The following is a 16,827-nucleotide window of genomic DNA, read 5'->3' as shown; positions in this document are numbered from 1 at the left end:
TCCCCCGATCTCAGAACAGCACGCGCCGCAGATCGGCGAGCACATTGGCGAAGTGGACGTTGAAGCGCGCGGCCGCCGCGCCGTCGATGACGCGGTGGTCCCAGGACAGCGATAGCGGCAACGTCAGACGCGACGTCCAGGTCTTGCCGTCGGCTGAATGCTGTTTCCAGTAGCCTTTGCAGACGCCCATGATCGCGACTTCCGGCGCGTTGATGATCGGCGTGAAATAAATGCCGCCGATGCCGCCGAGCGAGGAGATCGAGAAGGTGCCGCCCTGCATCTGGTCCGGCTTGATCTTGCCCTCGCGCGCCAGCTTGGCGAGCGCGTTCATCTCGTTGGCGATGTCCGGTATCGATTTCTTGTCGGCATCGCGGATGACGGGCACCATCAGGCCGTTTGGCGTGTCCGCGGCAAAGCCGATGTGCCAATAATTCTTGTAGACGAGCGTGTCGCCGTCGAGGCTCGCGTTGAATTCCGGAAATTTCTTCAGCGCCGCGACGGCCGCCTTCACCATGAACGGCAGCAGTGAGAGCTTGACGCCGCTCTTCTCCAGCTCCTTGTTCATCTTCACCCGGAACTGCTCGAGTTCGGTGATGTCGGCCTCGTCATGCGTGGTGACGTGCGGGATGACGACCCAGTTGCGGTGAAGATTGGCCGCAGAAATCTTCTTGATGCGGCCGAGCTCCTTGCGGTCGACCGGACCGAACTTGGCGAAATCGATCTTGGGCCAGGGCAGCAGATCGATGCCGCCGACACCACCTCCACCTGCGCTCGCAGCCTGCGGCTTGGATGGCGCAGCCCCGCCCTTGGCGAAGGCCTCGACGTCCTCGCGCTGGATGCGGCCGTGATTGCCGGAGCCCGTGACCTTGCCGAGATCCACGCCGAGTTCGCGCGCCAGCTTGCGAACTGCGGGGCCTGCATAGGCGAGCGCGAACGCTTTCTCGTCCACCGCGCCGGCTTGCGCTACGGGGGATGCAGCAGGTGCCGTTGACGCCGGTGTCGGCGTAGCGGCTGCTGACGCGGCCGCGGCGCCCTCGCCGGTCGCGAGCACGAGAATGACCGCACCCTCGCTGACCTTGTCGCCGATCTTCAGCTTGATCTCGCGCACAGTGCCCGACAACGGCGCCGGCACTTCCATCGTCGCCTTGTCCGACTCCAGCGCAATCAGCGGATCCTCCGCCTTCACGCTGTCGCCGGGCTTCACGAAGATCTCGATGACCGGGACGTCCTTGAAATCGCCGATATCGGGAACGCGCACCTCGGCGACGCCAGCCGGCGCGCTGACGGGCGACGGCGGAGCGCTGACGACCGGTCGCGCCTCGGCCTGCTCGGCGCCCGCGCCCTCGAATTGCACGATCACCGTGCCTTCGCTCACCTTGTCGCCGATCTTGACGACCACTGATTTCACCACGCCTTCACGCGGCGACGGTACCTCCATGGTCGCCTTGTCGGATTCCAGCGCAACCAACGGATCTTCGGCCTTCACCCTGTCGCCAGGCTTGACGAAGACCTCGATCACCGGAACGTCCTTGAAGTCGCCGATGTCGGGGACCTTGATGTCGATCAGACCACTCATCGCTCTGCCCTCGGCTCGCTGTCTCACACGGTCCACGGCGCAGCGCGCCCGGCGTCGATTTGGTACTTGGCAATGGCCTCCGCGACGACGGCCGGCTTGATCGTGCCTTCGTCGGCAAGCGCCTTGAGCGCGGCAATGGCGACGTAATGCCGATCGACCTCGAAGAATTTGCGGAGCTTCACGCGATAGTCGCTGCGACCAAAACCGTCGGTGCCGAGCACGACGTAGCGACGTCCGGCCGCCTGCACATATTCGCGGATCTGGTCGGGGTAATTGCGCATGTAGTCGGTCGACGCCACGACCGGCCCCGGATGTGCTTCGAGCTGCGCTTCGACCCAGCTCTTGCGGCGCGGTTCCGTCGGGTGCAGCAGATTCCATCGCTCGGCGGCCATGCCGTCGCGACGGAGTTCGTTGAAGCTCGTCGCACTCCACACGTCCGCCGTCACGCCGAAATCCGTCTTGAGCAGATCGGCAGCCGCGATCACCTCGCGCAGGATCGTGCCCGAGCCAACGAGCTGCACGCGAAGTCCCTTCTTCGCCGTCTCGCCGCCGTCCTTGAGGAGATAGAGCCCCTTGAGAATCCCCTCTTCCACCCCCTTGCCGGCATCGGCAAGCGCGGGATGCTGATAATTCTCGTTCATCAGGGTGATGTAGTAGTAGACGTCCTCCTGCGCCTCATACATGCGGCGCATGCCCTCGCGCACGATGGTCACCACCTCATAGGCGAAAGTCGGATCGTAGGAGATGCAGTTCGGGATGGTGCCGGCCAGCACGTGGCTGTGTCCGTCTTCGTGCTGCAAGCCTTCGCCGTTGAGGGTGGTACGGCCGGCGGTGCCGCCGAGCAGAAATCCGCGCGCGCGCATGTCGCCCGCGAGCCAGGCGAGGTCGCCGACGCGCTGCAGGCCGAACATCGAGTAGTAGATGTAGAACGGAATCATCGGCACGTTGTTCGTCGAGTAGGACGTCGCCGCGACAATCCAGCTCGACATGGCGCCGCCTTCGTTGATGCCCTCCTGCAGAACCTGTCCGGTCTTGTCCTCGCGGTAATACATGAGCTGGTCGGCGTCCTGGGGCCGATAGAGCTGGCCGACCGACGAATAGATGCCGAGCTGGCGGAACATGCCCTCCATGCCGAAGGTACGGGATTCATCGGGCACGATCGGCACGATGTGCTTGCCGATCGCCTTGTCGCGCACCAGCGTGCCCAGCATCTGCACGAAAGCCATCGTGGTCGAGATTTCGCGTTCGCCGGTGGTGTCGAGCAGCCGCTGGAACGTCGACAACGGTGGAATCTGCAAGGACGCGGATTTGCGCCGACGCTGCGGCAGGCTGCCGCCAAGCTTTTCTCGCTGGGCGCGCAGATACTTCATCTCCGGACTGTCTTCCGCCGGGCGGATGAAGGGCACCTTGGCCAGGTCATCGTCGGCGACAGGAACCTGGAAGCGGTCGCGGAAACCGCGCAATGCATCCTGCGTCATCTTCTTGGCCTGATGCGCGATCATCTGGCCTTCGCCGGACTCGCCCATGCCGTAGCCCTTGACGGTCTTGGGCAGGATGACCGTCGGCTGCCCCTTGTGGTTCACCGCCGCGGTATAGGCCGCGAACACCTTTTCCGGATCGTGACCGCCGCGCGCGAGCTGCCAGATCTCGTCGTCGCTCATATCGGCAACGAGTTGCTTCAGCTCGTCGTACTTGCCGAAGAAGTGCTCGCGGATATAGGCGCCGCTCTTGCTCTTGAAATCCTGATACTCGCCGTCGACGCACTCCTCCATGCGCTTCAGCAACAATCCGCTCTTGTCGTTCGCCAATAGGCGATCCCAGCCCGAGCCCCACAGCACCTTGATGACGTTCCAGCCGGCACCGCGGAAAACGCTTTCGAGCTCCTGCACGATCTTGCCGTTGCCGCGCACGGGCCCGTCAAGCCGCTGCAGGTTGCAGTTGATGACAAAGATCAGGTTGTCGAGGTTCTCGCGGCCGGCGAGCGAGATCGCGCCGAGCGACTCCGGCTCGTCGGTTTCGCCGTCACCCATGAAGGCCCAGACCTTGCGGTTGGACGTTTCGGCAAGCTTGTGGTTCTCGAGATATTTCAGGAAGCGCGCCTGATAGATCGCCATCAACGGACCCAGCCCCATCGACACCGTCGGGAACTGCCAGAAATCCGGCATCAGCCAGGGATGCGGATAGCTCGACAGGCCCTTGCCGCCGGTCTCCTGCCGGAAGCCGAGGAGCTGATCCTCGCTCAACCGCCCTTCGAGAAAGGCCCGCGCGTAGATGCCGGGCGAACAGTGGCCCTGGACGAAGATCAGATCGCCGCCGTGCGATTCCGTCGGCGCATGCCAGAAATGACCGAAGCCGATATCGTAGAGCGTGGCCGCGGACTGGAAGCTCGCGATGTGACCGCCGAGTTCAGAACTCTCCTTGTTGGCGCGCAGGACGATGGCGAGAGCGTTCCATCGAATGATCGAACGCAGCTTGTGCTCGATGGCGCGATCGCCCGGCAGCGTCGGCTGCTGATCCAGCGGAATCGTGTTGCAATAGGGCGTCGTCAGCGTCTGCTGAATGGCGAGGCCGCTGCCACGCGCGGCAGAAATGACTGCGTTGACGACGAATTCGGCGCGCTCACTGCCGCGGTGCCCCCGGATCGCCGACAGGGCATCCAGCCACTCCCGGGTTTCTTGCGGATCCGGATCGTGCGCGTCCAGGACTGTCATAACTCTCTCCCTTGCATGCCAGGCCGAAGTCAGGCGTCATCGTTCATTGCGCCGCCGCCCAGAGGCGGAAGCTCGCAATGCCACGCAGGCGATATCGCCCGTCGCTCTAGGTTAAAGATGGAGTGCTGGCTGGCATTCGAACGTTCCCCTCGCCTTGCTTGTTCAGAGCTGCTTATTCTTTTGCAGCCATCTAAGCAGCATTCGTGCCAAACCTCGAAGCGATCGACCGATCGCGCGCAGGCCCTTAATTTTACTCAGGATTGCCCGTCACCGGCCCAACAGCACCGATATGATCGGCCGGCCCTTGTCTGAAGCTCCGGAAAACCAGCTGCTGGTTCCGCCCGAAAGATCGGATAGTTGGGCCGTCCGGCAAACGCGGGTGTTGCTCAGCATGAGCGGACGCCGAACAGAAGACTCCGCGCGCTCGAAGGAAGACAGTTGGCGCATGCGCTGATGACGATCGATTTGACTCACTTCATTCAAACAACGAATGTCAGTGGCCGGACGGACTTTGCATTTTTCCCGCACGTCAATTCGCCAGCGTTGCATACTCCGCGCCGTTATCTTCGGTTCTCGCGCCACACGAGGTCGACCAAATGACCGTCATACTCGATCTCCTCAACAACGATCCGCGCGCGATACTGCGACCGGACGCGCCGCGTCACCCCGAGAAGGTAAACCGCCCGGAGACGCCCCTGCAGAGCAAGCCGGCGTGGATCCGCGTGAAGGCCCCAGGCTCAAACGCATGGGCCGAGACAAGACGCATTGTGCGCGAAAACAAGCTCGTCACTGTATGCGAGGAAGCTTCCTGCCCCAATATCGGCGAGTGCTGGGCGAAGAAGCACGCAACCTTCATGATCATGGGAGATACCTGCACGCGCGCCTGCGCATTCTGCAATGTGCGGACCGGCCTTCCCGGCCCGCTCGACGCCGATGAACCCGCCAGGGTCGCCGAAGCTGTCGCCAAGCTCGGGCTCGAGCACGTGGTCGTCACGTCGGTCGATCGCGACGATCTGGCCGGTGGAGGGGCGGCGCATTTTGCTGCGACCGTCGCCGCGATCCGCGCAGCGAGCCCCGGCACGACAATCGAAATCCTGACGCCGGATTTTTTGCGCAAACAGGGCGCGCTCGAAACAGTCGTGGCGGCGAAACCCGACGTGTTCAATCACAATCTCGAAACGGTGCCGTCGAAATACCTGACCGTGCGCCCAGGGGCGCGCTATTTCCATTCGGTTCGACTGCTGCAACGCGTGAAGGAATTCGATCCGCAGATATTCACCAAGTCCGGGATCATGGTTGGCCTCGGCGAAGCCAGGAACGAAGTACTGCAATTGATGGACGATTTGCGGTCTGCCGACGTCGACTTCCTGACCCTTGGCCAGTATCTGCAACCGACGCGCAAGCACCATGCCGTCGCCAGCTTCGTGTCTCCTGACGAATTCGACTCCTATACGAAGGTTGCCTACACCAAGGGATTCCTGATGGTGTCGGCGACACCGCTGACACGCTCGTCACACCACGCAGGCGACGACTTCCGCAAGCTGCGTGAACGCCGAAGAAACTAGCGCCATCGAGCCAGAGTGTCGCAGCAAATTGTCGCTTGGCGTTCAAATCGTGAGAATGGGGAGAGAGCGTCCTTCCAACACGAGCGCGAGCCCAGATGGACACACGGTCGCTTTTACGGGGAGTTCCTCCTCTAGACGTCCGAAAGCTCATCACACCGCAACTCCCTTCGTGGGAAGAATGCAGCCGCGCCCGTCTCGGCTCGATCGGTTCGGAGAGTTTGGGACTTCAGTTCTTCAGGCGATCGAATACCACATCCAGCTCCGTGGACGCCTTCGCAAGGGCGGATCGTCGACCATCGAGCCAGCCTTTATCTGCCACGAGTTGCGCTTCTTGGGCGGCGAGCATGCGGGCGACTTCTGCTGATTGTGGGCCGCCCAGGCCGCGGCTGGAGCGAACCATGTTCTCGGGGGTCAATATCTCCCGAAAACGAGCTTCGGAAAACGGAAAGGCAGCCTCTTGACCAAGCAAGCTCTTGGTCGATTGCGCAAAGATTCTCTTTGCATCATCGTAAGGCAATTCGGACGCCCGCAAGCCGTGCCCTCTTCCGAAATTTACAAGCTCGGACGCAAAATGGTGACCAACGCGGAATGGGACGTTGGCATCTCGCTGCAACACGTCGGCCAACTCGGTCGTGGTCGCATAGTCGCCATTCACCTCCTCGAGCGCGCGGGAGGCATCGAAGCGCAGGGTTCGAACCAGCTTCGCCATGGCAGCCTGTAGCTGCGTGGCCTCCCGTAGCGCATTGTTCGCAGCATCGCCGCGATATTCGATAACGCCCGGCCCGATATTGTGCGCCAGCATGACCGCGCTTTGAGCCAGCCCCAATGTCCGAGTGGCTTGCTCGCGGGCGAGCAACATCGGGAATGGATTGCGCTTTTGCGGCATGATGCTGCTCGGGGTCGTCTCACTGGCCGCCAGCAGGAACCACGGCCGGATCTGCCGATATTGGTCCAGGAGGTCTGCCATCAGCGCGCCGCTGGTTATTGCGGAGGCGGTTGCCAGTCCCGCGACCTCGACGTCGAGATCGAATGGCGAGACATGATTCGCGTCGAACGAATTCTCGATCGGACCGTCAAAGCCAAGGAGAGTGGCGAGCTGCCTGCGATCGATGGGGAAGCTCGATGTGCCGACCGCGGCAGCTCCAAGTGGCGAGAGATTGAGGCGTGCATAGCTTTCTCTGACACGCTGGGCCTGTCGTTCAAGCGCGCCCAAATAGCCCGAGATGTAGTGGCCCAAGGTAATCGGCTGCGCCTGCACACCCATTGTGAAGGCCGGCATGATGGCGTCTGGCGCGGTTCGTGCAAGGCCCAGCAGTGCTGCGCGGTAATCGTTCAAGGTCGCTGCGCTATCAAGGTACATTTCCCGCAACACCAGCCGCTGCCAGGTGGAATACATGTCTTGACGACTGCGGCCCGAGTGCAGCCGCGTGACGTCGGCCCCTCCGGCCGCTATCAGCATGGGTTCGATGCGCAGATAGTCATCAGGGCGGGATGCGCCTGGCTGCTCGCCGTCCTGGATCACCTTCGCGATGGCGGCGGCAATCTTGCGACCGAGATCCCGTTCCACAATGCTGGTGTCAACAACCATGACCGCCGAAGCCTTGTTCATCTCGCCGATCCAGTAGAAGCCATCATGCACTGGTTGGGCATAGGCAACAGAGGCGCAGAACAGGGTGGCTGCCACCACGACAGGCCCGAGATGTTGCTTGGTCATAGATCTCTTCCCCGGGAGATTTGTGTCATGATCCTTCACGCGCAGCTAGATGGCTTCGAACATGGCCTCGACGCTGGATGCAATCTCCAACAAGCGCCGATCCGCATTTCGTCGGCCAATCAGCATGAGCCCCACAGGCAGCCCCCCACTGAATGGCAACGGCAACGAAATCGACGGACAGTCTAGCACATTGGCGACGCGTGGATTACGAAGCACCAGCCCATTGACTTGATGGAACGCGCTGTCCTCCTCGACTGACGACAGAAGCGGCGCACGGATCGGCGTCGTCGGCAGGATGACAACCTCATTGTTGCCGAAGGACTGTTCAAAGGAGCGGATTGCGGCGTGGCGGAGCCGCGCCATGCGCACATAGTCGGTGCCGAGGATGCCGGCGCCGGCTTCGATGCGGGCGCGCGTTCGGGAATCGACCCCGTCCAAGCCCGAGAGCCCAAGACCACGCAGCGTCGCGCCGACCTCGATGGAAGGAAACGTGCCGATCTTGTCGATTTCCGCGACATCATCGAGAGCCGCCTCGATCGACCCGTCCTCGATCCGCAGACCGCCTGATCGAAGCCGCTCCACGGCACTCTCGAACGCATCAAGCACGTCGGGCTCGCAGCGATCAAACAGGCGTCCGCGGGCAACGACGAGGCGGAACGTGCCGGGAGAGGCACTCCGCAGCCGCGGCGGCGCGCCATCCCCCGAAAGCACTTGATCGGCCACGAAGCAGTCGGCAACGTTCAAGGCGATCGAACCGATCGTATCGAGGCTCGATGACAGCGAGAACGCGCCCGCGGTCGGCACGAATCCGCTGGTGGGCTTGAAGCCGACCGCGCCCGACAGCGCCGCCGGGATTCGGATGGAGCCCCCGGTATCGCTGCCGATGGCAACGTCTGCCATGCCGTCAATCACCGACACCACGGCGCCCGATGACGAGCCTCCCGGAGCGCACCTGCGGTCTCGTGGATTACCCGGCGTCCCATCATGCGGATTCGTACCGAGCGCGGAGAAAGCAAACTCGGTCATCTGGGTCTTGCCGACGACGACGGCGCCTGCAGCCCGCAGCCGTTTCACAACCTCGGCATCTTCAACGGCCGGCGGCAGGCGGCGCAGAACGGCAGACCCGGAACTCGTGACAGTGCCGGCGACGTCGAACAAAGCCTTCACGGAGACGATGCGGCCATCGAGCGGGCCGCGAGGCGAACCAGCGACCGCACGCCGATCTGCGGCCTCGGCCTCCCACCGGGCGCTGTCAGCGAAAACCGCCGTGAAGACGTTCTCCGCTTCAGCCGACCGGATCCGCGCCAGTGCGGCTTCCAGGCGTGCAACGGCAGAAAGGTTGGGACGATCGCGTGTTGCGGTCATGGACACGGCACCTGCGAGGAAGATCAGGAGACCACCGGCAGCACGTCGATGTCGTAGGCATGCGTCAGCTTGCGGCCGAGCACGGGATCGCTCAGCTCCATGTCGAAGCGCATCCCCGGCCGGATGCCGCCGATCGCACCGGGCGTGCCACAAAACATCAACGTGCCTGCTGGGAGCGTGGCCGAGCCAGTGTAGCGGCGGATGAGATCACGCGGCGTTCGTAGCGACGAAACGGGACTCTCCTGATAGAGGACTCGCTTGCCCTCGATCGTCGCCCACGAGCGAAGGACCAATTCATCCCAATGCCCCTCGACGTCATTGTATGACCAGAGCCGCGAGCCGACCGGCTTGCCGCAGAGCTGTTTCGAAAGAGCGATGCCCGAAGCTTCGGCCTTGCGGTCAGTATGGTCGGATCCGATGCCGACCCAGAGCCCGGCGGCCATGGCGACGATGACAGGCTCGACCTCACCGGAGCTGTCCGGGCCAAGCACGGTGAGGCGGCTTTCCTGGGTCAGCGTTTGGGCCGCGACGCGGTGGTAGAGCGGCGTTGTCGAGGGGCGCGGAATGCCGAGCGCGGCGAGTTCCTCGATATGGTGCTCGATGGCGGCGGCATCCCTGCCCGCCCAACCCGCGATGATGAGAGAATGGATCTCGACACCGACGCGGTCGGTCCGGTCACTCGCGAGACGATCAAATTGCAGCAACATGGGATTCCCTGTCCTTTGTCGATATGGCTAGGACTTCGCCGCGCTCGATCTGCAAGGTTCTGTCGGCGATCCGGTCGAGCAGCGTCGGCGAAGACTCGGTAATCAGCATGGCGAGCTCTGGCCGATGCTTGCGCAACTCGCCGAGCGTGCGCGCATAGTCGAGCGCGAGGGCCGGCGCCAGGCCCTGGAACGGTTCGTCGAGCAGCAGAACCTTGCGGGCGACCGTCAGCGCACGGCCCAGCGCGACCATTTTGCCTTGCCCGCCGGACACGCCGCCGGCAGGCCTGGAGCGCATCACGTGCAGTTCGGGCAAGAGCTGATAGATCTCGTCGAGCCTGCGCGCGATCTCGGCACGGTCGAGCTTCAAGGCCAGCGCCGGAAGGCGGATGTTCTCCTCGACGCTCAACTCCGGAATCAGCCGGCGGTCCTCCGGCGCATAGCCGATGCCGGCGCGGGCGCGCGTGTGGGCAGGCCTGCTGCCGAGGTCGTCGGCATCGAGGCGGATCGAGCCTTCGTCATGCGCGATGAGGCCCATGATCGCACGCAGCGTCGTGGTCTTGCCGGCGCCGTTGCGGCCGATCAACACCGTCGTCTTTCGCGCGACGATCTCGCAACTGACACAGCGCAACACGCGGACGCCTTCGATCGAGACGCTGACCTTGTCGAGACTGAGCATCAAGCCACTCCCACGACACGCTGGCGGACCTGCGCGTTGCTGAAGACCTCGTCGGGCCGCCCCTCGGCCATGATGTTGCCGGCGTTCCACACCAGCACGCGGCTCGCGTAACGGGCGACCACGTCCATGTCGTGCTCGACGAACAGCGCCGTGATGCGGCGCTGGCGCAGCGCGCTCATCAACGCCTCCATCAGTGGAAAGCGTTCAAGGGCGCTCACACCGCTGGTCGGCTCGTCCAATAGCAGCAGCCGCGGCTTGAGAGCCAATGCAAGCGCGATATCCAGCAGCTTGCGATGACCTTCAGGCAGCGTGCTACTGATCCGATCAGCATCACCGGCGAGGCCGACCAGATCGAGCAACGCCATTGCCTCGTCGCGCCGCGCCGCCGTTTCGAGCCGCCGGACCGCGCTCCACAGGCCATCGGTTGCCGCCAGCCCCAACATCATGTTGTCGATCACGCGCTGTGCGGAGAAGAGCTGCGGGATCTGGAATGCGCGGGCGACACCGCGGCGAGCGATCGCGCGCGGCGACAGGCGCGTGATGTCGTGGCCATCGAGCAGCACGCGGCCCGATCTCGGACGAATATAGCCTGTGCAGATGTTGAGCAGCGTCGTCTTGCCCGACCCGTTCGGGCCGATGATCGCGAGGAACTCGCCGTCATGGATCGCGATGCTGACGTCGTCAGCGGCCTTGACCCCATTGAATGCGACGTGGAGACCCTTTGCTTCCAGGATGGGACGCGTCATAGGTTCGACGCCTCCTTGCGCGCGAACAATCCATAGACCCCCTGAGGCATGAACATGATCACGATGATCAGCGTCATGCCCACGATCAAATTCCAGGAGTCCGTGACGGTGACCGCTGCGCTGTGCAGCAGCTCCAGGAACAAGGCGCCGATGAACGCGCCCGGCACGCCACCGATGCCGCCGAGCACGGCGATGAGAACGAGGTGACCGGATGCGGTCCAGAACGCGAAATCCGGGACCACGCGGCCGATCGCAAAACCGGCGATCGCGCCGCCAAGACCCGCGAGGGCCGCCGAGACGACGTACGCGATCAGCAGAACCGCCCAGACCGGAACGCCGAGATATTCGAGCCGGATCTCGTTGGTGTGGACAGCCGCGAGCGCATGACCGAGCGGGCTGTTCAGGTAGCGCTGAACGGAGACGCCGACGAGCACCATCAGTCCCAGGCTGAGATAGAACAGGACACTCTTGAAGGCCGGCTCACTAAGCACAAGGCCAAAAACTGTCGGGACCGGAACAGCCATACCGTCGGTGCCACCGGTGACGCCATAGAGTTTGGCGCACAGCGCGTAAAACACCATGGAAACCGCGAGATTCAACATCGCAAAGAAGATCGCCCGATAGCGAACGAGAAACGATCCGGCAACGGCGCCGACGAGCGCTCCGGCCAGCACCGAGAAGATCAGAAGCAGACCAAGATCATGGATGCCGGCGCGTGCCAGGAACGTCACCGCATAGGCGCTCGCGGCAAAGAACATCGCATGGCCGATCGAGATCAGCCCGGCGCGGAGCAGCACCGCGACGCCGAGCGCCGCAAATCCCTTGGCGATCGCAAGCGTCAGCACGAATTGCAGCCAGGGCGCGGCGATCGGCAGCACGGCCAGCGTGAGGACCGCAGCAGCGGCAAGGAGCGTTCGCATCATATCCTCCGCGCTGTCACCGACCCGAACAGGCCGTAGGGGCGGATCAGGAGCACGGCAAGCATGGCCGCATAGGGCGCTACGGCATCCAGCGACGGCGCCAGGTAGATGGCGAGCACGCGCGCCAGGCCGACGATGAGCGAGGCCACCGCAGCCCCCTCGATCTGTCCCAGCCCTCCAATCGCCGCCACCGCAAAGGCGAGCACCATGGTGTCGGCCCCGAGCCCCGGGGCGATGCCGGATGTCGGCGTCGCCAGCGCGCCGCCCAAAGCGGCGAGGAACACGCCGAGCGAGAACGCCAGAATGAATATCCGATTGGTATCGATGCCGATCGATTGCGCCATCTCGCGGTCGGTGACGACGGCCGTGATCAGGCGCCCGAGCCGCGTATGATTGATCAAGAGCCGCAGTCCGATGACGACAAGGAGCGCCATGCCAATCAGAACGATCTGGTAATTGAGATAGACGACACCACCGATGCTCGACGTGCCGAGCAGTCGCATCGGCGCGTCTTCGTAGAAGGATTGCACGCCGAAGATCAGGCGCTGGAGGTCCTCCAGGATGAGGAACAGGCCGAACGTGATCAGGATCTGGACCGCCTCCGACTTGCCATAGGTCCAACGGACCAGGCCGCGCTCGATCAGCGGACCGAATATGGCCGCGACGAACACAGCGCTGAACAACAGTGCCGCGAACGACAGATACGAATTGAGCTGCCGGCTCGCGACGAAGAGGCAGATCGACGCCGCGACATAGCCGCCGATCGAATAGAGGCTGCCATGCGCGACGTTGAGCACGCGCAGCACACTGAATACCAGGGTCAGGCCAACCGCCGCGAAGAAAATCAACGCGGCGCTGGCCAGACTGTCCAGCAGCAGGGGGATGATTGCAGTCAACATCGGCCTACGCCTTGCACGATTGGAATCAGGTGAACGTCGTCCCGGCCTATTTGTAGCTTCCCGGCTTGGGCAGGCGCCTGGCGAACTCGGGCTTGAGTGTCGAAATCCAGGCGAGCGGGTCCTGGCCGGCCTGCGGCATCAGACTGTCGCCCTTGTAGCGGACCATGTCTCCGATCACGGGAAATGGCTGCGCCGATGCCTTCACCGTGACGCCGACGATCTGGTCGACGAGGCCGTCATTGTCGGGGCGCGTCTGCGCGGTACCGGTCAGGGTCGCGACCTTGCTGCCCTTCATGGCATCGGCGAGCTCGGCACGCGTCGGCCACTTGCCGCCGTTCTTCTGCATCGCGGCCTTGTAGGCAGCTTTCACGTAGATCAGCGCGTTGGCCATCTTGATCGCCGGGAACACCGGATACTCGCCGAAGCGCGCCTTGTATGCCTCGGCGAACTTCACCGTCTCGGGATTGGCCTTGGCATCCGGCGACATCCACCAGCCGTCGCCGAGAACGCCGACGATCACGCCGTCGGGCAACGGCACGCGCTGCAGCACGGTCTCGCCCAGCGCCAGGATCACCTGGCTGGAGGTGAAGATCCCACGCGGCGCGGCCTGACGAACGAAGTTCTCGAGGTCGGCGCCCCAGAGATTTGAGAAGACGACATCCGGCCGCGCGGTGGCGAGGCGCGATATCTCGGTCTGGTAATTCGGCGAGCCGAGCTTCGGATAGAGTTCGGCGACTATCTCGACGTCCGGTTTCAGGGCCTTCAGCGCCGCGGTGAAGATTTTCGCAGCGTCATGACCGAACGCGTAATCCGGATTGATGATCGCAACTGTTTTCACGTCTGGTTTGCGATCCAAGAGGTAGATCGCGTAGGCGACGAATTCGGGCACGGTGTTGCCGTTGGGACGGAAGACGTATTTGCTCTTGCCGTCGATCAGCAACTGGTGGGTATCGCAGTTCCAGCCAACAGTCGGAACCTCGAGCTGCTCGGCGAGCGGCGCGAGTGCCAGGCAATTCGCGCTCGACAGGGCGGCAACCATGACCTGGTTCTTCGCGTCACCCGCCAACCGGCGATATTCCGCAATCACGCCTTGCGCCCCCTGCGCCTCGTCGACGTAGGTCGCGCTGACCGGCACGCCTTCGATGCCGCCCTTTGCATTGATCTCGTCTATGATGAGGTCGGCGGCGTTCTTGCCCGGCATGCCGTAGGCTGCGGCGGGACCGGACGTGAACGTGAAGAGACCCAGCCCCAACGAGCCCGGCTTCTCTTGCGCAGCGACCGGAGTAGCGGCCACGACGCCGAGCGCAAGTGCGCCGGCAAGACCGTCCACCGCCCATCGGAGATTGGCCTGCGGCGTCCCGCGATCCAGCCTGAAGGCCAGTTCAAGTGACGACAGGTAACGCGCAACGACGATGGAAATATCTTTGAACGCCATGATTTCTCTTCCCCTGGACCGGTCGGATGATGATGTGGAGCAGCGATCCGGCATCAAACCGGATCGAAATAGTGCATCTCCAGAAGCAGGCAGCCGTTCGCCGACTTGAAAGGCCCGTGCGGCGCGTGTGGCGGCCGGCAGGCATAGGTATTCGGCGGAAAGCTCTTGCCACCCTCGCCGTTCGAATCGTTGCCGACGATGAGGTCACCCGAGACGAGATAGACCTCTTCCCAATATTCGTGCGAGAATGGCGCTGTCGTGTAGACGCCGGGTGCGAAGCGGAGCAGCCGGGTCCGCGTCCCGCTCCGCTTCTCCTCGTCCAGGCCGCCCGCGATGATCTTCTGCTGGATGCCGGCTGGATAGCCCGCCGGCACTTCCCAGCCGGTGGTCATGTCGAGCGTGTAAAATTCGTCGTGCTTCTTGTTGACGGGCATGTGTTGTCTCCCTGGTTCAGGCGGCTTTGCTGGCGGTCGAGACGCCGTTGAGGTCGTAGGAATCGAGCATGGCCTGGACTAGCCGGTCAGCGCCGGCCCAATCGTAGGTGCGATAGGAGTGACCCTTGGTGACGAAGGTCGCGCCGGCGTAGAACATCTCGTATTGCTGGTGGCGGGAGCCGAACTCGGAGCCGACCGCATCCCAGGCGAGCTTGTAGAACTTCACGCGGTCATGCGAATTGGCCTTCGGCGATTGCTGGGTCTTGCCGATCAGGGCGGCGATCTCGGGGTTGCCGAAGTCGGCGACCGACGAAGGCAGCATGATCATGCCGCCGCCGGCGAGCTCGCGAAGCGTGTTGATGATGTGCGCGTAGAGCTGCTGCGTCAGGACCTGCGCGGAGTAGAGCGTGTGCCGGTCCGGGATGAAATAGGGACCGACCTGCGTACCCTTTGCCTCCATCGCTGCCACCAGCGCGTCGACCATGCCGGTCTCGGCCGCGAGCTGGCCGAGCATCTCGCGCACCTGCGGGAACTGGGTGACGCCGTTCATCTCGGCGGTCCGATGCGCAAGGCCAGTCAGGAATTTGAGCTTCACGCTGAGACGCACCATCGCCTGATAGTTCTGATAGACGTGGCAGGGCGTGGCGTGAAATTGCTTCTGGCACATTTCAACGTTGCCCTCGATGAAGACGCGGTCCCACGGCACTTTCACGTCGTCGAAGTAGAGAACGGAGTCGTTCTCGTCGAAACGGCTCGACAACGGATTGTCGAACACCGCGCCGGCGGCATCTTCGTAGGACTTGCGCGACAGCATCTTGAGGCCCTTCGTATTCATCGGGATCGCGAAGGACATCGCATAACGCTCTTCGCCCGGACGCATCGGCTGGATGGTCGTGACGAAGACCTCGTCGGCAACCACGCCCCCGGTGGCGAGCATCTTGGCGCCACGGATCGTGATCCCTTCCGCGTCGCGATCGACGACGCCGGCGGTGAGGAACGGATCGGCCTGCTCCGCCGCGCTCTTCGAGCGGTCGGCCTGCGGATTGATGATGACGTAGGTGAGATAGAGATCCTTGTCGCGGGCGTAGCGGTAGTAGCTCTCGAGCGCGCCGGCGCGGGCCGGATCGTACGCTCTGAAGACGTCGAGACCCATGAAGAGTCCGGAAATGCAGGACGCCACGTGATCAGGGGCGCGCCCCATGAAGCCCGCATGCAATGCCGCCCAGGCTTCGAGCGCCTTCCGACGCTGGACGAGGTCGGCGTAAGAGGCCGGAAGCTGCCAGATGCGGTTGGCGCGGCCTGCGCCCGTATCGAACGTCATCAGCTCCGCGTTGTCAGGCGCGCTCGCAAAGTCGAACAAGCCCGCCATGGAGCCGGCCAGATTGCGGAAGGCATGGTGTGTCGTGACATCGCCGACCGAGGCACCGTTGATGTAGATGGTCCGGCCGTCCTTCAGGCCCGACAAATATTCCTTTGCGCTACGCATCGCAGGTCTCCGGTTCGAAGCTAGTAGTGAATGGGAAGCGGCCAGGTCGGCTCGCGCTCGGTTTCATCGACGAGATCGCGGTATCGGCCCCGAAAGAAGATCAGGGGAGCGGCGACCTCGGAGCGGCTCGCATGACGGACGACGCGAACGACGAAGATCACGTGGTCGCCGCCGTCGTGATTGGCGTAGGGCGCGCATTCGAAATGCGCCATGGCGCCCGAGATCAGCGGCGCCTCGGCATGGCCGACCGACGTCTTCACCTGGTCCCATTTGTCGGAGAGGGCGCGCGCGAACTGGTTGGAGATGTTCTCCTGGTCACGCGCAAGGATGTTCACGGCAAAGCCCTTGGCTTCGAGCATCGCAGGGAGGCTGCGTGCCCTGCGATCAACGCTGAAGAGAACGAGTGGCGGATCGAGCGAAACCGAGTTGAACGAACTCATGGTCATGCCGATCAGCTCTTCGCCCTTGCCACGCGCGGTCACCACCGCAACGCCGGTGGCGAATTCGCCGAGTGCACGCCTGAATGCACGATCCTCCATGGACACCGCCTCGTCGCCCGGTCCTGATTTATAATTCTCAGATAGCTTTCTGAC

Annotated in this window: 14 protein-coding genes; 1 reads left to right on the top strand and 13 read right to left on the bottom strand. The window is 63.2% G+C overall.

The genetic code is table 11. From position 1 onward, the window contains the following. Positions 1–10: 10 nt before the first annotated feature. On the bottom strand, positions 11–1,576 hold the full coding sequence (locus CVM73_RS05965; protein ID WP_100231138.1) for a dihydrolipoyllysine-residue acetyltransferase: 1,566 nt from the start codon (positions 1,574–1,576) through the stop codon (positions 11–13). A gap of 23 nt (positions 1,577–1,599) precedes the next feature. Next, positions 1,600–4,287 (bottom strand): pyruvate dehydrogenase (acetyl-transferring), homodimeric type, encoded by a 2,688-nt coding sequence (gene aceE / locus CVM73_RS39660; RefSeq protein WP_158237543.1) that lies wholly within the window; start codon positions 4,285–4,287, stop codon positions 1,600–1,602. Positions 4,288–4,883: 596 nt separating this feature from the next. Between aceE and lipA the strand changes: the two genes are divergently transcribed. Next, entirely contained in the window at positions 4,884–5,852 is a 969-nt protein-coding gene (gene lipA / locus CVM73_RS05950; RefSeq protein WP_100231072.1) for a lipoyl synthase, read from the top strand. A 226-nt stretch (positions 5,853–6,078) separates the two neighbouring features. Here lipA and CVM73_RS05945 read toward each other — a convergent pair whose 3' ends face one another. The 11 genes from CVM73_RS05945 to CVM73_RS05895 are packed head-to-tail and all read right to left on the bottom strand — an operon-like array spanning position 6,079 to position 16,773. Continuing rightward, on the bottom strand, positions 6,079–7,566 hold the full coding sequence (locus CVM73_RS05945; protein WP_100231071.1) for a lyase family protein: 1,488 nt from the start codon (positions 7,564–7,566) through the stop codon (positions 6,079–6,081). Positions 7,567–7,611: 45 nt separating this feature from the next. After that, positions 7,612–8,931, bottom strand: coding sequence for an amidase family protein (locus tag CVM73_RS05940; RefSeq protein ID WP_100231070.1), 1,320 nt, complete (start codon positions 8,929–8,931; stop codon positions 7,612–7,614). Between the two features lie 23 nt (positions 8,932–8,954). After that, positions 8,955–9,638 (bottom strand): DUF2848 domain-containing protein, encoded by a 684-nt coding sequence (locus tag CVM73_RS05935; protein WP_100231069.1) that lies wholly within the window; start codon positions 9,636–9,638, stop codon positions 8,955–8,957. Next, complete coding sequence (locus CVM73_RS05930; protein ID WP_100231068.1) at positions 9,622–10,314, bottom strand: ABC transporter ATP-binding protein; 693 nt, start codon at positions 10,312–10,314, stop codon at positions 9,622–9,624. Before CVM73_RS05930 ends, CVM73_RS05935 begins: the two co-directional genes overlap by 17 nt. Further along, positions 10,314–11,060 (bottom strand): ABC transporter ATP-binding protein, encoded by a 747-nt coding sequence (locus tag CVM73_RS05925; protein ID WP_100231067.1) that lies wholly within the window; start codon positions 11,058–11,060, stop codon positions 10,314–10,316. The genes CVM73_RS05930 and CVM73_RS05925 overlap by 1 nt, the downstream gene beginning before the upstream one ends. Then, on the bottom strand, positions 11,057–11,980 hold the full coding sequence (locus tag CVM73_RS05920) for a branched-chain amino acid ABC transporter permease (protein WP_100231137.1): 924 nt from the start codon (positions 11,978–11,980) through the stop codon (positions 11,057–11,059). The genes CVM73_RS05925 and CVM73_RS05920 overlap by 4 nt, the downstream gene beginning before the upstream one ends. After that, the gene (locus tag CVM73_RS05915) at positions 11,980–12,879 is read right to left on the bottom strand and encodes a branched-chain amino acid ABC transporter permease (RefSeq protein WP_100231066.1); all 900 of its coding nucleotides are present in this window, start codon (positions 12,877–12,879) and stop codon (positions 11,980–11,982) included. The genes CVM73_RS05920 and CVM73_RS05915 overlap by 1 nt, the downstream gene beginning before the upstream one ends. Before the next feature lie 46 nt (positions 12,880–12,925). Continuing rightward, positions 12,926–14,314, bottom strand: a complete 1,389-nt coding sequence (locus CVM73_RS05910; RefSeq protein WP_245452225.1) for an ABC transporter substrate-binding protein — start codon at positions 14,312–14,314, stop codon at positions 12,926–12,928. A 53-nt stretch (positions 14,315–14,367) separates the two neighbouring features. Beyond that, on the bottom strand, positions 14,368–14,748 hold the full coding sequence (locus CVM73_RS05905; protein ID WP_100231065.1) for a cupin domain-containing protein: 381 nt from the start codon (positions 14,746–14,748) through the stop codon (positions 14,368–14,370). Positions 14,749–14,764: 16 nt separating this feature from the next. Then, the gene (locus CVM73_RS05900) at positions 14,765–16,234 is read right to left on the bottom strand and encodes a 4-hydroxyphenylacetate 3-hydroxylase family protein (RefSeq protein WP_100231064.1); all 1,470 of its coding nucleotides are present in this window, start codon (positions 16,232–16,234) and stop codon (positions 14,765–14,767) included. 20 nt (positions 16,235–16,254) lie between these two features. Beyond that, complete coding sequence (locus CVM73_RS05895) at positions 16,255–16,773, bottom strand: flavin reductase family protein (RefSeq protein ID WP_100231063.1); 519 nt, start codon at positions 16,771–16,773, stop codon at positions 16,255–16,257. Between the last annotated feature and the right edge of the window lie 54 nt (positions 16,774–16,827).

The sequence above is a fragment of the Bradyrhizobium forestalis genome (assembly GCF_002795245.1).
Lineage (GTDB): Bacteria > Pseudomonadota > Alphaproteobacteria > Rhizobiales > Xanthobacteraceae > Bradyrhizobium > Bradyrhizobium forestalis.
This window is presented reverse-complemented; position numbering and strand designations above follow the sequence as displayed.